At 44.1% G+C, this 14,185-nt stretch carries 13 protein-coding genes and 1 tRNA gene; 2 read left to right on the forward strand and 12 right to left on the reverse strand.

Features of this window, described 5'->3' with window-relative positions; translation table 11 throughout:
- Positions 1–5 precede the first annotated feature (5 nt).
- Positions 6–1,346: an adenylosuccinate lyase gene (gene purB / locus E7X57_RS10420; RefSeq protein WP_135612899.1), complete on the reverse strand. Its 1,341-nt coding sequence runs from the start codon at positions 1,344–1,346 to the stop codon at positions 6–8.
- 198 nt (positions 1,347–1,544) lie between these two features.
- Here purB and E7X57_RS10425 point away from each other — a divergent pair, with 198 nt between their 5' ends.
- Positions 1,545–1,970: a hypothetical protein gene (locus E7X57_RS10425; RefSeq protein ID WP_135612900.1), complete on the forward strand. Its 426-nt coding sequence runs from the start codon at positions 1,545–1,547 to the stop codon at positions 1,968–1,970.
- Between the two features lie 55 nt (positions 1,971–2,025).
- On the opposite strand, the gene E7X57_RS10430 is transcribed toward E7X57_RS10425, so the two are convergent.
- A tRNA-Arg gene (locus tag E7X57_RS10430) sits at positions 2,026–2,097 on the reverse strand.
- Positions 2,098–2,467: 370 nt separating this feature from the next.
- On the opposite strand from E7X57_RS10430, the gene E7X57_RS10435 reads away from it, so the two are divergent.
- Positions 2,468–4,093 (forward strand): PAS domain-containing hybrid sensor histidine kinase/response regulator, encoded by a 1,626-nt coding sequence (locus tag E7X57_RS10435; RefSeq protein ID WP_135612901.1) that lies wholly within the window; start codon positions 2,468–2,470, stop codon positions 4,091–4,093.
- Between the two features lie 18 nt (positions 4,094–4,111).
- On the opposite strand, the gene E7X57_RS10440 is transcribed toward E7X57_RS10435, so the two are convergent.
- The 10 genes from E7X57_RS10440 to E7X57_RS10485 form a co-directional block, all read right to left on the reverse strand.
- The gene (locus tag E7X57_RS10440) at positions 4,112–4,312 is read right to left on the reverse strand and encodes a helix-turn-helix domain-containing protein (protein WP_135612902.1); all 201 of its coding nucleotides are present in this window, start codon (positions 4,310–4,312) and stop codon (positions 4,112–4,114) included.
- 198 nt (positions 4,313–4,510) lie between these two features.
- A complete protein-coding gene (rpsJ, locus tag E7X57_RS10445) occupies positions 4,511–4,822 on the reverse strand; it encodes a 30S ribosomal protein S10 (protein WP_048195085.1) in 312 nt (103 codons plus the stop codon).
- Positions 4,823–4,854: 32 nt separating this feature from the next.
- The gene (gene tuf, locus E7X57_RS10450; RefSeq protein WP_135612903.1) at positions 4,855–6,126 is read right to left on the reverse strand and encodes a translation elongation factor EF-1 subunit alpha; all 1,272 of its coding nucleotides are present in this window, start codon (positions 6,124–6,126) and stop codon (positions 4,855–4,857) included.
- A 127-nt stretch (positions 6,127–6,253) separates the two neighbouring features.
- Positions 6,254–8,446 carry an elongation factor EF-2 gene (locus E7X57_RS10455; RefSeq protein ID WP_135612904.1) on the reverse strand — a complete coding sequence of 731 codons (2,193 nt, stop codon included), beginning with the start codon at positions 8,444–8,446 and terminating at the stop codon, positions 6,254–6,256.
- A 48-nt stretch (positions 8,447–8,494) separates the two neighbouring features.
- On the reverse strand, positions 8,495–9,055 hold the full coding sequence (locus tag E7X57_RS10460; RefSeq protein ID WP_135612905.1) for a 30S ribosomal protein S7: 561 nt from the start codon (positions 9,053–9,055) through the stop codon (positions 8,495–8,497).
- A gap of 4 nt (positions 9,056–9,059) precedes the next feature.
- Complete coding sequence (locus tag E7X57_RS10465) at positions 9,060–9,488, reverse strand: 30S ribosomal protein S12 (RefSeq protein WP_135612906.1); 429 nt, start codon at positions 9,486–9,488, stop codon at positions 9,060–9,062.
- A 68-nt stretch (positions 9,489–9,556) separates the two neighbouring features.
- The gene (locus E7X57_RS10470) at positions 9,557–9,982 is read right to left on the reverse strand and encodes a NusA-like transcription termination signal-binding factor (RefSeq protein ID WP_135612907.1); all 426 of its coding nucleotides are present in this window, start codon (positions 9,980–9,982) and stop codon (positions 9,557–9,559) included.
- A gap of 18 nt (positions 9,983–10,000) precedes the next feature.
- Complete coding sequence (locus tag E7X57_RS10475; RefSeq protein ID WP_135612908.1) at positions 10,001–10,288, reverse strand: 50S ribosomal protein L30e; 288 nt, start codon at positions 10,286–10,288, stop codon at positions 10,001–10,003.
- 80 nt (positions 10,289–10,368) lie between these two features.
- The gene (gene rpoA2 / locus E7X57_RS10480) at positions 10,369–11,538 is read right to left on the reverse strand and encodes a DNA-directed RNA polymerase subunit A'' (RefSeq protein ID WP_135612909.1); all 1,170 of its coding nucleotides are present in this window, start codon (positions 11,536–11,538) and stop codon (positions 10,369–10,371) included.
- Complete coding sequence (locus E7X57_RS10485; RefSeq protein ID WP_135612910.1) at positions 11,538–14,183, reverse strand: DNA-directed RNA polymerase subunit A'; 2,646 nt, start codon at positions 14,181–14,183, stop codon at positions 11,538–11,540. The genes rpoA2 and E7X57_RS10485 overlap by 1 nt, the downstream gene beginning before the upstream one ends.
- Between the last annotated feature and the right edge of the window lie 2 nt (positions 14,184–14,185).

The following is a 14,185-nucleotide window of genomic DNA, read 5'->3' on the forward strand; positions in this document are numbered from 1 at the left end:
TCACCTTAGAACTGGCTTCTGATCTTTGCAGCTACGTTCTCGACCTGCTCCACAGCGGTACCGATGTACCGGTCAGGGTTCACGAGGTCTGTGATATCGGATTCACTTAAGTATTGTGTAACTTCCGGCTTGCCAAGAAGAACATCCTTAAGGTGCATTCCTGATTCGTGTGCCTCCATTGCTGAGCTTCGGACGATCTCATGAGCTTCCTGCCTGCCGACACCACGTTTTGCAAGCTCGATCATGACAGACTCACCCATGTTAAGACCACGAAGAAGATCAAGGTTCTTACGGATGTTCTCAGGATAGAACCTGAGGTTCTCGATAACACCGATAGCCAGTTTGAGAAGGTGATCGGTCAGTACACAGCTTTCAGGGAAAACGACCCTTTCACATGAGGAATTTGTAAGGTCACGCTCATCCCAGAGAGTATTGTTAAGCAGTTCAGGTTCGACCATTGAGCGAACGATACGTGCCAGACCACTGATCTGCTCTGACTTGATAGGGTTCCTCTTGTGAGGCATGGTGGAAGAACCTACCTGTTTCTTGCGGAAGCTTTCCTCGACCTCTGCGATCTCGCTTCTCTGGAGGGTGCGGATCTCCACAGCGATCTTGTCAAGGGTTGTTACGGTGTTCGCCATCCACATAACGAATTCTGCATGGCGGTCACGCTGGATGATCTGGTTTGAAACGTCAACACTGCCAAGACCAAGATATTCCATTGCGTACTTCTGTATCTCAATACCGTCCTTGCCGAATGCTGCCTGTGTACCTACAGCTCCGGTCATCTGACCTACCAGAAGACGTGGTGTGAGCTGTCCCAGACGTTCAAGGTGTCTTGCCATCTCACTTGCCCAGATGGCAAACCTGAGACCGTATGTCGTTGGCACACCGATCTGACCATGTGTCCTTCCTGCACAGACAGTGTTCTTGTGTTCTTCTGCCTTTGTAAGCAAGACATCAAGAAGCGTACGTACCTTATCCTCAAGGATAGCAACAGCATCCATCATCTGAAGAGCAGTAGCTGTATCCAGGATATCGTTAGATGTTGCACCAAAGTGCACCCACTTGGCAGCATCCTCTGTACACTGCTCGGAGATCGCAAGAACGATGGCCATCATATCATGGTGGATCTCATCTTCTATCTCTGTGACCCTTTCAAGTTTTACCTGATTTATGCTTTTCTCGATCTGTGCTGCAGCTTCAGCAGGAACTATACCGATCTTTGCTTCAGCCTGTGAAAGTGCTGCTTCGGTCTTTAAGAGCTTTTCAAGGCGATTTGCCTCACTCCAGACATATTTCATTTCGTCAGTGCCGTAACGATATTCAATAGGATGGATTGCCATATCTTTTGGTCTCCTTGGATTGTAAAACTAAATTTTACCAATGAACTATATGGGCTACATAAACAATAAACCCATAAATAAGCTTTGAGCATGGAATCCTATTCTACCCGAGAATGAGACACTCAAGGACCATCAAGAAGGTAATGTTTATCTATTGATAGACACCATAAATTATATTATATACAGGGGGAAGTGATCGTGGAAAAATTACATGTGTTTCTTGAAAAGCTCGACAACAATGAGTTTACGAATAAGGATATAGACTTGCTTCTAAAACAGATGTCAGAAGATGCGAAACAGGGCATCATTGCAATGACAAAGGATGACAGGCAATGGCTAGAAACATACGCATTTGGCCTGCAGCAATTTGAAGTGATGTGTAGCAAGGATCCATCAAAAATGAGAGCTGGTGACTGGAGACAGGCTGTTGATGATTTTAGCAAGGTTAGATTTTTCGTCGATGACATGGAAGAGAGGGATCTGGTTAAAAACGTATTCTGGAATGTAGAAGGAATAGTTACATTCGATATTCCGGATACCATCGGCTACAGGAATTTCATTTATTGCAGGATAAAAAGCTATCTTGAGAAACTCTACAATTTTCAAAATGATCCGGATAATTGAATATGAATTGATCAGAAATTAAGTCATAAATATTCAATTCAAATAGATTATAGAACGGGCCTGCCGGGAATCGAACCCGGGTTCTAAGCTCCGGAGGCTAAAGTGATATCCACTACACTACAGGCCCATAATATGACTATGAATATATGTTATCGAGTTAGTGACAACAGTAACTGATTGTAGAATAAACCAGTTATTATATTATTGTTTTGGAATTGGGACTTGACAGATGGACACAAAACACTCATATTTTAGAATACTTCAAGCATCATTAACAAGAATATGATTTAAAGTAAAGGCTTTCCACATAAAAAAAGTTCATTTTATCAATCAGGCATTAGTTCATTGATATAATATTATTCTTTAAAATATAGTATATTATTGATATAACATTATTTTTGAAAACATATTAATACACATTTCAATACATTAAAGCACAAGTATACTTTGAAGGAACTCCAATATTAGTATAAAAACGAACTATTTTACACAAAAAAATGACAGTAAAAAAAGAAATTAAAAGCTCTGAAAAGATCGAAGATCTGGAACAGACTATCAAAGACCTCAGAGATGAGATCGAACTGGTCACTAGGGAAGCTGGGGAAAAGGAAGAGTCTTATAAGCTTCATCTTGAGAATCTCAATGATGTCATCTTTAGTGTTGACAAGGTAGGAAACTTTACGTATATAACCTCCGCTATTGAACTTTTTACAGGCTATTTGCCAGAAGAAGTCATAGGCACATCATTTATGAGATATATACACCCAGAGGATCTTCCAGGTCTGCTTGAAGATATGGACCTGACCCTTAAAGGTGAGCACAAACCCTACATGTTCAGAGTTATTGGGAAATCAGGCAAGATAACACATGTACACACTTCTTCAAAAGGAATTGTCAGAAATGGGGAAGTTGTTGGCCTTAATGGGATCATGGTAAACATCAATCAGCTCAAAAAAGTTGAGCGTGAGTTGATGAAAGAAAAGGAAAAAGCCCAACATTACCTCAATGTTTCCAATGTTATGTTCGTTGCTCTTGACAGAAACCAGAAAATAACTCTTGTAAATGCGAAAACCGTAGAGATTCTTGGTTATTCTGAGAATGAGTTACTTGGAAGCAACTGGTTTGATATGGCAATACCTGAGAACGATCATGATAATGTAAAGGGTATATTCAACACTATTATATCAGGTGATATCGATCAATTTCAGTATTACGAGAATGCAATTATCACAAGATCGGGTGAAGAAAGAATAATTTCCTGGCATAATTCGACACTTTATGATGATGATGGGAACATCAGCGGAATACTTGCTTCAGGCATCGATGTTACTGAAAGGAAGATTGCAGAAAAGACAATGTTGCATGCAAAAATTGAAGCTGAAACTGCAAACCAGGCAAAGACCACATTCATTGCAAACATCAGTCACGAATTGAGGACACCTCTTAATTCAGTGATAGGGTTCTCAGAAATTCTTCTTGAAAAGAAATTCGGATATATTAATGAAAAGCAAAAAAGATACCTACACAATATATACTCCAGTGGAAAACACCTTCTTGATGTTTTTAATTTAATGCTGGAAGTTTCAAAGATCGAGTCCGAAGTGATTGAACTTAATTATAAGACAGTAGAATTAGTCGAATTTGTGGAAAATATCCGGAAACATGTTATCCCAATAGTTCAGGATAAAGAGCAGAGACTGACATTTAATATCAACTCAGATGTCGAATATATTACAGTCGATCTCGAAAAAGTAGAACAAAGTATTATCCATCTCATTGGCAATGCCAGCAAATTTTCAGAAAATGGTAGCCCCATTATCGTTGAAATTAAGAATACTGATAAATATCTGGTTTTTGAAGTGTCAGACATTGGAATCGGAATATCAGAGGAAAATATTGATAAACTTTTTAGCCCCTTCACTCAGATCGATGCATCTTCAACAAGAAGCCATGGGGGAATTGGAATTGGATTATGTCTTGCAAAAAAATACTCAGAATTGCATGGTGGGTCCCTGAATGTAAAAAGTGAAATCAACGAAGGTAGCACTTTTATTTTTAAGATACCACTAAAACCTGAGATCAATACAGCAATTTTATCTGAAAAAGATAATGAAAAAAAATAAATTATAAAAAATAAAGGATCATTCCTTTGAAACATCGTAGTAACATCTTTTAGGAGAGTAAACAAGACCCTTTTTCTTCAGTGATGTAATTGTTTTACTAACAAGTTTACCGTCCAGACCAGTAGACTCTGCAATATCACCAGGTCTTAAGGATTTGTCAGAGCCTTCCAGAGCATTTAGTACTGCTGATTCATTTTCAGTTAATGTTTCTTCACTCATGATATAACCTCACATAGATATGAAATGTGTACGATATAAACATTATCTATAAACAATAAAGTACTGATCAACAAAAGTGGAATCAAAAGCCAGTTTAAGATCAAAAATTCAAAAATAATTAAAGAAATGGGGAGGAGAACTGTTACAGATTAAAATCTGTAACATAGTTCCATGCCATTTTGACCAATATCGAAGTACTTAATTCTGAAGTACAATTTCGATATTGATGTCTTTTGGAACCTGAATCCTCATGAGCTGCCTTAATGCGCGCTCATCAGCTGCAATGTCAATAAGTCTTTTGTGGACACGCATCTCCCAATGGTCCCATGATGCTGTACCGTCGCCACTAGGGCTCTTCCTTACAGGAACTACCAATTTCTTAGTAGGTAGTGGTACTGGACCGGATATGCTTACTCCAGTGCGGTTTGCGATGGCTTTCACCTGATCACAAACACCATCCAGATTCACAGGGCTTGTGCCTGATAATCGTATTCTTGCTTTCTGTGCCATTTTAATCTCCTCTAAAAAGAAAGAGAAGAGTGTTACTGCTTATCTTTAACACTCATGCACATACCGGCAGCGATTGTCATACCCATATCACGGATAGCAAATCTGCCGAGCTGTGGAATCTCTTTTACAGGCTCAATGCACATTGGCCTGGTTGGTCTGATTGTAACGATTGCTGCATCTCCAGCCTTGATGAAGGTTGGGTTCTCTTCCTTGACCTGACCGGACTTTGGATCCAGCTTCTTGTCGATGGACATGAGAGTACATGCAGTCTGTGTGGTGTGGCAGTGGAACACAGGTGTGTATCCGACTGTGATAGCGGATGGGTGCTGAAGGACAACGATCTGTCCGGTGAACTCCTCAGCTACCGATGGTGGCTTCTCTGCAGGACCACATACGTCACCTCTTCTGACATCGTTCTTTCCGATACCTCTTACGTTCCAACCGATGTTGTCACCAGGTACAGCCTGATCGACTTCTTCGTGGTGCATCTCAATTGACTTGACCTCTCCAACTGCTCCGCTTGGCATGAATGCGACCTTCTGGCCTTTCTTCATGATTCCGGTCTCGACCCTACCTACTGGAACGGTACCGATACCGGAGATGGTGTATGCATCCTGTACTGGGATACGGAGTGGAAGTGTGTCTGGCTTTTCTGGCAGCTTAAGATCATTGAGGCAGTCAAGCAATGATGGACCATTGTACCATGGAGTGTTCTCGCTTGACTTTGTGATGTTGTCGCCTTCGAATGCGGAGGTTGGAATGAATGGGACATCTTCTGCCTTGAATCCTACCATACCGAGGAGCTGTGATACTTCTTTCTTGACCTCGTTGTATCTTTCCTCGCTGTATTCAGCTGCATCCATCTTGTTCACAGCGACGATGAGCTGGTTGATACCAAGGGTCCTGGAAAGGAACACGTGCTCCTTTGTCTGAGCCATTACTCCATCAGGTGCTGCAACTACAAGAACAGCTGCATCTGCCTGGGAAGCACCGGTGATCATGTTCTTTACGAAGTCACGGTGACCTGGACAGTCGACTACTGTAAAGTAGTACTTGTCTGTATCGAATCTCTTGTGGGAGATATCGATGGTAACTCCTCTCTCACGCTCTTCCTTGAGTGTGTCCATGACCCATGCGAAAGCGAAGGATTCTTTTCCTTTCTCTTTTGCTTCTGCCTTGTATTTTTCGATAAGGTGTGCAGGTACTGCTCCTGTCTCGAACATCAATCTGCCGACAAAGGTTGACTTGCCGTGGTCAACGTGACCAATAACTGCTAAATTCATATGTGGTTTCTCAGCCATAATATATTCTCCTTTATTTTTGAGTGTTAGATGTAATATCTATGATTTTGACCTAAATTGTTGTTTCTACTCTTAAACCTTTCCGAAGGATAGAACATTTCATAACAAAAAGATGGATGAAACATCCACCTTACATGCTCATGAAGTCCTGTGCCTGTGGAAGATCCTTCTTGAGTCCTTTGCGCTCACGGATGCCAGAAACAACTTCAGTGATCATGTTTGTTGGGAGTGGTTCAAAGCCTATGAACTCTGTACTCCACATAGCACGACCCTCTGTTGCTGATCTGATATCGCCGGCAAACCCGAACAATTCGGACACAGGTGCCTTGGATTCGATGATCGTTGTGTCACCCTCTGATGTCATGTCAATAATAACACCACGGCGACCCTGAATTTCCTTTGTAGCTCCACCCATCTGTTCCTGTGGGGTCTGGATGAATACCTTCTGGTATGGCTCAAAGAGTGTATCATCTGCCATGAGCATTGCTGCCTGGATTGCCTGCCTGGATGCAGGAATGACCTGTGCAGGACCTCTGTGGACAGCATCCTCGTGGAGCTTTGCGTCCATGAGCTTTACCTTTACACCCATGCATGGTTCTTTTGAAAGCGGACCTGCTTTCATAACTTCGACGAAACCTTCAAGGACCAGTTCCATTGTCTCGTTCAGGTGCTGGATACCTTTGGTCATATCAAAGTAAGCATTGCTCTCAAAGATGTCAGCGATCCTCTTTGCTTCATCCTTGTCAAGACCTGCTGCCATAAGCTTCTCCCTTCTCTCAAGTTCAGGCATTCTCATGGAGATCTCGCCCTCACGGATAAGCTCACGTACTTCAGGCTCAAGTGGCTCGACAACAACATAGAATCTGTTGTGCCTGTTAGGGGACTTACCTTCAACAGGACCTGCCGTTCCTGTGATGGTCTCACGGTATACCACAATAGGCGGTGTTGTTGAGATCTCTACACCCTTGTCACGCTCAATCCTGTGAGCAATGACCTCAAGGTGAAGTTCACCCATACCTGCCATCAGGTGTTCACCGGTCTCTTCATCAAGTGTGATCTTAAGTGTTGGGTCTTCCTTTGCGACCTGACGCAGAACCTCAACAAGCTTTGGAAGGTCTTTCATGTGCTTTGCTTCCACAGCTACGGTCACTACAGGCTCACTTGCGTGTCTGATGCTCTCGAATGGAGACATACCTTCGAGAGTGGTTACAGTAGAACCTACCATAGCATCCCTAAGACCTGTAACTGCAGCAATGTTACCTGCAGGGATCTCATCCACTTCAAGTCTCTCCGGACCCATGAAAACACCAACCTGCTGGATCCTGTTCTGCTTTGCTGCACCTGATACGTAAACTTCCATACCACGTGAAAGTGAACCACTGAAAAGCCTGCCTGTTGAAACTTCTCCTGCATGTGGGTCCATGGAAATATCAGTTACCATGAATGCAAGATCGCCCTTTGCATCAGCAACAGCCATCTGCTTTCCAATACCAGTCTCAAGATCGCCGTGCCAGATGACACCGACCCTGTCTTCCTGAGCATCGATAGGACTTGGAAGGAACCTGATGACCATGTCGTTGACAGCTTCGTGGAGCGGACATTTCTCGCCCAGTGATTTCATATCTTCAGCACGGCAGTAGTCAAATACCTCACCAAAGCTGACACCGGTCTTCTGCATCATAGGAACACTGATAGCCCAGTTGTAAAGAGCTGAACCGAATGCTACTGTACCTTCTGCAGCGTCAACTCTCCAGCCTTCATTGTAGCGCTCTTCGTTCATACCTTTGATAAGCTTGTTGACGTGGTCAATGAGCTTACCGAGCCTGATCTGCATCTCCTGTGCATCGACCTGCAACTCGTTGATAAGACGGTCTACCTTGTTAATGAAAAGTACTGGCCTTACGTGCTCTTTAAGTGCCTGTCTCAGAACGGTCTCTGTCTGAGGCATGGTACCTTCCACAGCATCAATGACTACAACAGCACCATCTACTGCACGCATAGCACGTGTAACGTCACCACCAAAGTCAACGTGACCTGGTGTGTCGATAAGGTTGATAAGGTACTCTTCATCCTCGTACTCGTGCACCATTGACACGTTTGCGGAGTCGATCGTAATACCTCTTTCCTGTTCCTCTTCATCAGAGTCCATGAACAACTGGCGACCTGCAAGCTCCTTGGAGATCATACCAGCGCCTGCAAGAAGATTGTCTGAAAGGGTAGTTTTTCCGTGATCGATGTGAGCAATAATTGCGATGTTCCTGATCATTACCGGGTTGCTCATCAGCGTTGTTACACGCTCAACCATTTTTTTCCTTCGTCCCATAATAAAACCTACAATTGAATCTTTATGAAAAAATAAAGAACAACACGATTAACGTGCTGCCTTTGCGACTCTTTCCTTTCCGTCCTTTCTGTTAATAGAGAAACACTTTGCATCACGGTTGGAAGCTGCGATCAGCTCGGATGCAAGGCATTCGGATGCAGAGCGCTTTGATTTGAATGCTGCCTGGTTTGAACCCATTGCGATATGCCTCAATGCGCTGTCAATACGCCTCTGTGGTGCAGTATCTACTGCTTTTGGTACAGAGATACCACCGTATTTGAGTCTTACAACCTCTTCCCTTGGACCAGCGTTAGCAATAGCTTCCACAAGTACCTGAACAGGGTTCTTCTGTGTCCTCTTATTGATCACATCAAAAGCATCGTCCACAATACGCATAGCGATCTGCTTCTTACCGGTGTTCTGCGCATTGCGCATCACATTGTTGACAAGACGCTCAACAATGCATAGATCAGATTTGTTGAACTGCTGCCTTGCGTGCTTACCTGATGTGTGTGGTATGATAACAGGATCAAGATTCACGTATCTCTTGATACCAGCATCATTCACTTCTACCTCTGAAAGGTCCCATTTTCCGAATAACTTATACATGGAATTATCTCCTTGGCTTTTCCTTCCTTCCAATGACCATTTCTCTCAAGCAGACATTGTTAACTGCAGTGACTTTGAAGCGCACTCCGGGAATATCACCCATTGCACCACCCATGCGGCCACCGATCCTTTCCACGGTCACTTCATCGTGCTCATCAATGAAATTGATAGCACCGTCACCTGGACAGAATGCTGTTGCCTGACGACCATTCTTGATCAACTGGATCCTTACACATTTCCTGATAGCAGAGTTAGGCTGTTTTGCCTCGACACCTACCTTTTCAAGCACAATTCCACGACCCTGTGGCGCGCCACCGAGCGGGTCAGATTTAACGTCCAGACCTAAGGTACGTCTACTGTAGTGGCTGTCTTTCCACCTGGCATCCTTGCGGACCTGTTGAAGTCTGTGAGCTGCATACTTTCCATTTGGCATATATTATCCTCCCAATAGTGTTCCGTACATAATGAGTTGAAATTATTAATCATTTGGCGAACGAAAGTTCACTCTAAGATCACATCATCGATATCGTGATGGCGACTAACTACCATTTTTACTTTTTCAATGTTGCTTCCATTACGTCCGATAGCAAGCCCTTTCTCACTTGCAGATACATCCACATAGGCGACCTTTTTGTCATCTTCATTGGATATTTTGACGGACTTGATAGACACTGTACCGAAAGCATTCTTTATAAATGTAACCGGCTCATCCGAGTATTCGATAAGTTCTATGTGTTTATCAACGGACCTTTTGACCCGATTAATGTTGTCTCCACGTTTCCCAATAGCAGCACCCATGTCACCAGCATTCACGACATAGATGACCCTGCCATCATCGATAATACAATCCTTAATTGAAGCGTCGGTCATACTTTCAAACAGCGCAATGTACCTTACACATTCTGTTGAAAGTCTGATCTCGCTCAAATAATACAACTCCCGATCTTAAGCTGCTGCAAGTATATCAGATTCTCCTACATCCATTATAGCCATTGCAGCAATAGTGAATGGCTTACCGCATGCAGGACCAAGATCTACACCTGTTCCAGTATAGTTAAGGACCGGCACGTTTGTTGCTTCGATCTGTTCCCTCACATGTGCAGGACAATTGGATGCAAGAACTATCATCTTTGCCTCGTTCTTGACAGCTGCATCAATGGTGCGGTTTGCCCCGATGATAACAGAGCCTGTCCTGATAACTTTGATCAGTGCTTTATCAACATTAATATCCATTTTACATCAACTCATATATATTGTCAATTTGAGATTTGTATTCTAATAACTGATTCATTATATCTACTTTCTGGTTGTACTTACTCTTCCTCAAGGTTAGCAAGAGGATTTCTAGCCACCAGATGAACGTCACCTGTACCAAGTTTTATAGGCTGACCAACAATGATGTTCTCAGTAACACCATTAAGCTCATCAATGTCACCGCGCATTCCTGCATCAAGCAAGTGGTTTACAGTAACCTCGAATGCAGCACGGGCGAAGACACTTGCCTTCTCTCCGGAAATACCATGACGACCGATCTGTTTTACTTCACCATCACAGGTCATGATATCTGATACAAGCATTATGTGACGAATATCCACAGTAAGACCCTGCTCACGCAGAGTATCACTTGCTTCTTTTATGATGGAATTACGAGCAGCTTCGATGCCGAACACCTCATAGATCTCACCAATGTTGTTAGTGTACGTCCTTGTAATATCCACACCTTCAACGTTGAGGACTTCCTTTAGCACTGAACCTTCTGTATAAAGCGTATATTCCTCACCATCTTTCCTGATAACTACCCTTTTGATGCCTTCGATGCCTTTGAGAGTAATAGTATGGATCTTCTTAGCAAGCTGAAGAAGTTCCCTGTAGGATGGCTCGTTTGGCTGAGCAATTATCTGATTGCTCACAGCACTTGAGACCTTAACTGAAACTCCAAGATCATCCTCGAGCTTCTCTGCAACATCATCCACAGCGATATCCCTCTGGACCAGCATCTTTTCGTTCAGGTCAATAACAAGGTTCATGTTGGCAAGATCAGTAGTCACATCTGCAAGATGCGCGATGTGAGTTGCTTCGATCTCCCAGGCAACCTTCCTTGCACGATCCCTGTCAGTTGCATAGCCTTCTTCGAGTGCAACTGTCATCATAGGAGTACTTGGCGTCTTTCTTGCATCTACGATCTCGATAAGACGTGGCAAACCCAATGTAACGTTGATCTCAGCAACACCAGCGTAGTGGAAAGTACGCATGGTCATCTGAGTACCCGGTTCACCAATGGACTGGGCAGATACCACACCCACGGCTTCACAAGGTTCAACACATGCATACTCATAATCCGCCATGACACGTTCGATGATCTCTTCCAGCTCTTTCTTGGTTACTCCGACCTTCATCACATCATCCTTGAGGGTCGCAAGCGTTGTCATTGGAAGTGGAAGACCACCTATCATTGAATCAATAGTAGCTTCACTGATGGACATTATGCCACCTCCTTTCCCGTAACAGCCCTGACAACACGGTGTATTGCCTCAGGCTTACTGTAATCACTCTTAGTGGAGTCAATACCATCTTCTCCATATTTGAACTGTACAATGACACCCCTGGTCTCGCGCACAGATCGGTCATACTGGACCTCAAGGTCCTGAAGTGCATTCACAAGACGCCTCTGCAGGTAACCTGACTGGGAAGTACGTACCGCAGTATCCACAAGACCTTCACGACCTCCAATTGCGTGGAAGAAGTACTCGGTCGGATTCAGGCCGCTCTTGTAACTTGCTTTGACAAAACCGTGTGCATCTGCAGCAAGGTCACCCTTATAGAAGTGAGGTAATGTCCTTCCGGCATATCCTCTTCTTATACGCTCACCACGAACAGCCTGCTGTCCGACACAAGCAGCCATCTGAGTCAGGTTCAAGATCGAACCACGAGCACCAGACCTTGCCATGATAACCGCAGAGTTCTCCAGACCAAGCTGGTTATCCGCGATCCTACCAGTATCATCTCTTGCCTTACCCAGGGTCTGCATGATCCTCATTTCAATGGTTTCTGCAAGAGTCCTACCTGGTAATGGTTCAAGTTCTTTGGCCTCATATGCACTGATAAGTTTAGAGACCTCTTCCTCGGCATCCTTGAGTCTTGCTGCGATCTCGACCTTAGCATTTCGGGGAATATCCTCATCACTGATACCGAAGCTCAGTCCGGTATACATTACACCCCTGATCGCAAGCCTTGTGAAATCATCTACGAACTTAGCACCAGCTGTAGCACCGAATTCCTTGACCACCTTATCAAGGACAAGGCCTTTGAAAGCACCAATGGACTGTTCATCGATGGTACCCTGAAGCAGTTCACCATCTTCGATAACAACATAAGCATCATATTCACAGTCTGCCTTTTTACAGACATCACACTTGAAACATACCTGTGCAGGGAACTCCACGTAAAGACCCTTAGGAAGGATCTGACTGAAGATCTGTTTACCGTTCCAGTAAGGGGCACCATCTTCAAGATGTCCTGCAGGTTCTGGTAGCTCACGTAACTCAGACTTGCGGAGAAGTTCCAGAGCATCATTCTTACTGATGAAATTCTCATTCCTTGTCAAAAGGAACAGACCTGAAATGTGGTCGTGAATACCACCGATGATAGGACCACCGAAACGTGGAGAAAGAATATTCTCCTGCACCTGCATGAGGATGCTTGCCTCTGCACGGGACTCCTCTGTCTGGAGTACGTGCATGTTCATCTCATCACCATCAAAATCAGCATTGTATGGAGGACATACTGCCGGATTGAGCTTAAAGGTCTTGCCAGGAAGTACCTTTATGCGGTGTGCCATGATACTCATCTTGTGAAGTGAAGGCTGCCTGTTGAACAGGACTATATCTCCATCCTGCATTTGCCTTTCAACGATCCATCCTGGCTCAAGTTTCTCCAGAAGTTCCTCAGTGTTAAGATCAGTCACCTTTATACGGCGACCATCCTCACGGATGACATAGTTCGCACCCGGATGGACCTTCTTCCCACGACGGACATATTCCTTCATGAGCTCGAGGTTCCTTGAGATGACCCTTACCGGGATCGTCATATGTTTTGCAATTTCAAAAGGTACGCCTACCTCATTTATACTAAGGTTAGGGTCCGGGGAAACTACCGTACGTGCAGAGAAATTAACACGCTTACCAGACAGACTTCCCCTGAAACGTCCTTCTTTACCCTTAAGACGCTGGGTCAGTGTCTTCAGCGGCCTTCCTGACCTGTGCCTTGCAGGTGGTACACCTGAAACTTCATTGTCGAAATAAGTTGTAACGTGATATTGCAACAGCTCCCACAGATCCTCGATGATAAGCTGTGGAGCACCTGCATCCCTGTTCTCCTGGAAACGCTGGTTGATACGAATAATATCTACGAGCTTATGTGTCAGGTCATCTTCACTTCGCTGACCGGACTCAAGTGTAATGGAAGGTCTCACCGTGACCGGTGGAACCGGAAGTACGGTCAGGATCATCCATTCAGGACGAGCAGTATCAGGGTTCATCCCCATGACACGAATATCATCATCTGAGATGTTCTCGAACCTGTCACGGATCTCAGTAGGGGTCAGTTTGTGACCATCCTCAATATACTCGCTTGGCTTCTCGAACTTGATATCAAGTTGTGCTTCACCACAATATGGACAGACCTTTGGCTTTCTTGCCTCTTTGAAAACATCATTGATGACATCATCAGGAAGATGACCCATATCCTTATACTTGGAAAGCTGTTCGAGGTACTCCCTCTTTTTACTTTCATCAAGCATCAGAGCACTGCATTTGCAACAAACTGAACGTAAGATCTTACGAATGGTCTTGTTAAAGCCTACATGTATCACAGGAGCCACAAGTTCAATGTGACCGAAGTGACCGGGGCATTCTCCGGCGCGGCTTCCACAACTTTTACATTTCAGACCGGGGTCAATAACACCAAGACGCAAGTCCATAAGTCCCATATCAATAGGGTACCCGTCATCGTCATAAGTGTCCGCAGTTATGATCGATGTGACACTCATCTTCCTAACTTCACGAGGAGAGATCAGACCGAATTTGATCGCACCGATCCTTTTTGGTATTGAAGGTATCATATTATCCATCT

Origin of the sequence: Methanococcoides sp. AM1 (genome assembly GCF_900774055.1) — an archaeon.
Lineage (GTDB): Archaea > Halobacteriota > Methanosarcinia > Methanosarcinales > Methanosarcinaceae > Methanococcoides.

Coding starts and splice junctions, on each gene's coding strand:
- purB (WP_135612899.1), bottom strand. CDS start 1,346: ATGGCAATCCATCCTATTGAATATCGTTACGGCACTGACGAAATGAAA.
- E7X57_RS10435 (WP_135612901.1), top strand. CDS start 2,468: ATGACAGTAAAAAAAGAAATTAAAAGCTCTGAAAAGATCGAAGATCTG.
- E7X57_RS10440 (WP_135612902.1), bottom strand. CDS start 4,312: ATGAGTGAAGAAACATTAACTGAAAATGAATCAGCAGTACTAAATGCT.
- rpsJ (WP_048195085.1), bottom strand. CDS start 4,822: ATGGCACAGAAAGCAAGAATACGATTATCAGGCACAAGCCCTGTGAAT.
- E7X57_RS10455 (WP_135612904.1), bottom strand. CDS start 8,446: ATGGGACGAAGGAAAAAAATGGTTGAGCGTGTAACAACGCTGATGAGC.
- E7X57_RS10460 (WP_135612905.1), bottom strand. CDS start 9,055: ATGTATAAGTTATTCGGAAAATGGGACCTTTCAGAGGTAGAAGTGAAT.
- E7X57_RS10465 (WP_135612906.1), bottom strand. CDS start 9,488: ATGCCAAATGGAAAGTATGCAGCTCACAGACTTCAACAGGTCCGCAAG.
- E7X57_RS10475 (WP_135612908.1), bottom strand. CDS start 10,288: ATGGATATTAATGTTGATAAAGCACTGATCAAAGTTATCAGGACAGGC.
- rpoA2 (WP_135612909.1), bottom strand. CDS start 11,538: ATGTCCATCAGTGAAGCTACTATTGATTCAATGATAGGTGGTCTTCCA.
- E7X57_RS10485 (WP_135612910.1), bottom strand. CDS start 14,183: ATGGATAATATGATACCTTCAATACCAAAAAGGATCGGTGCGATCAAA.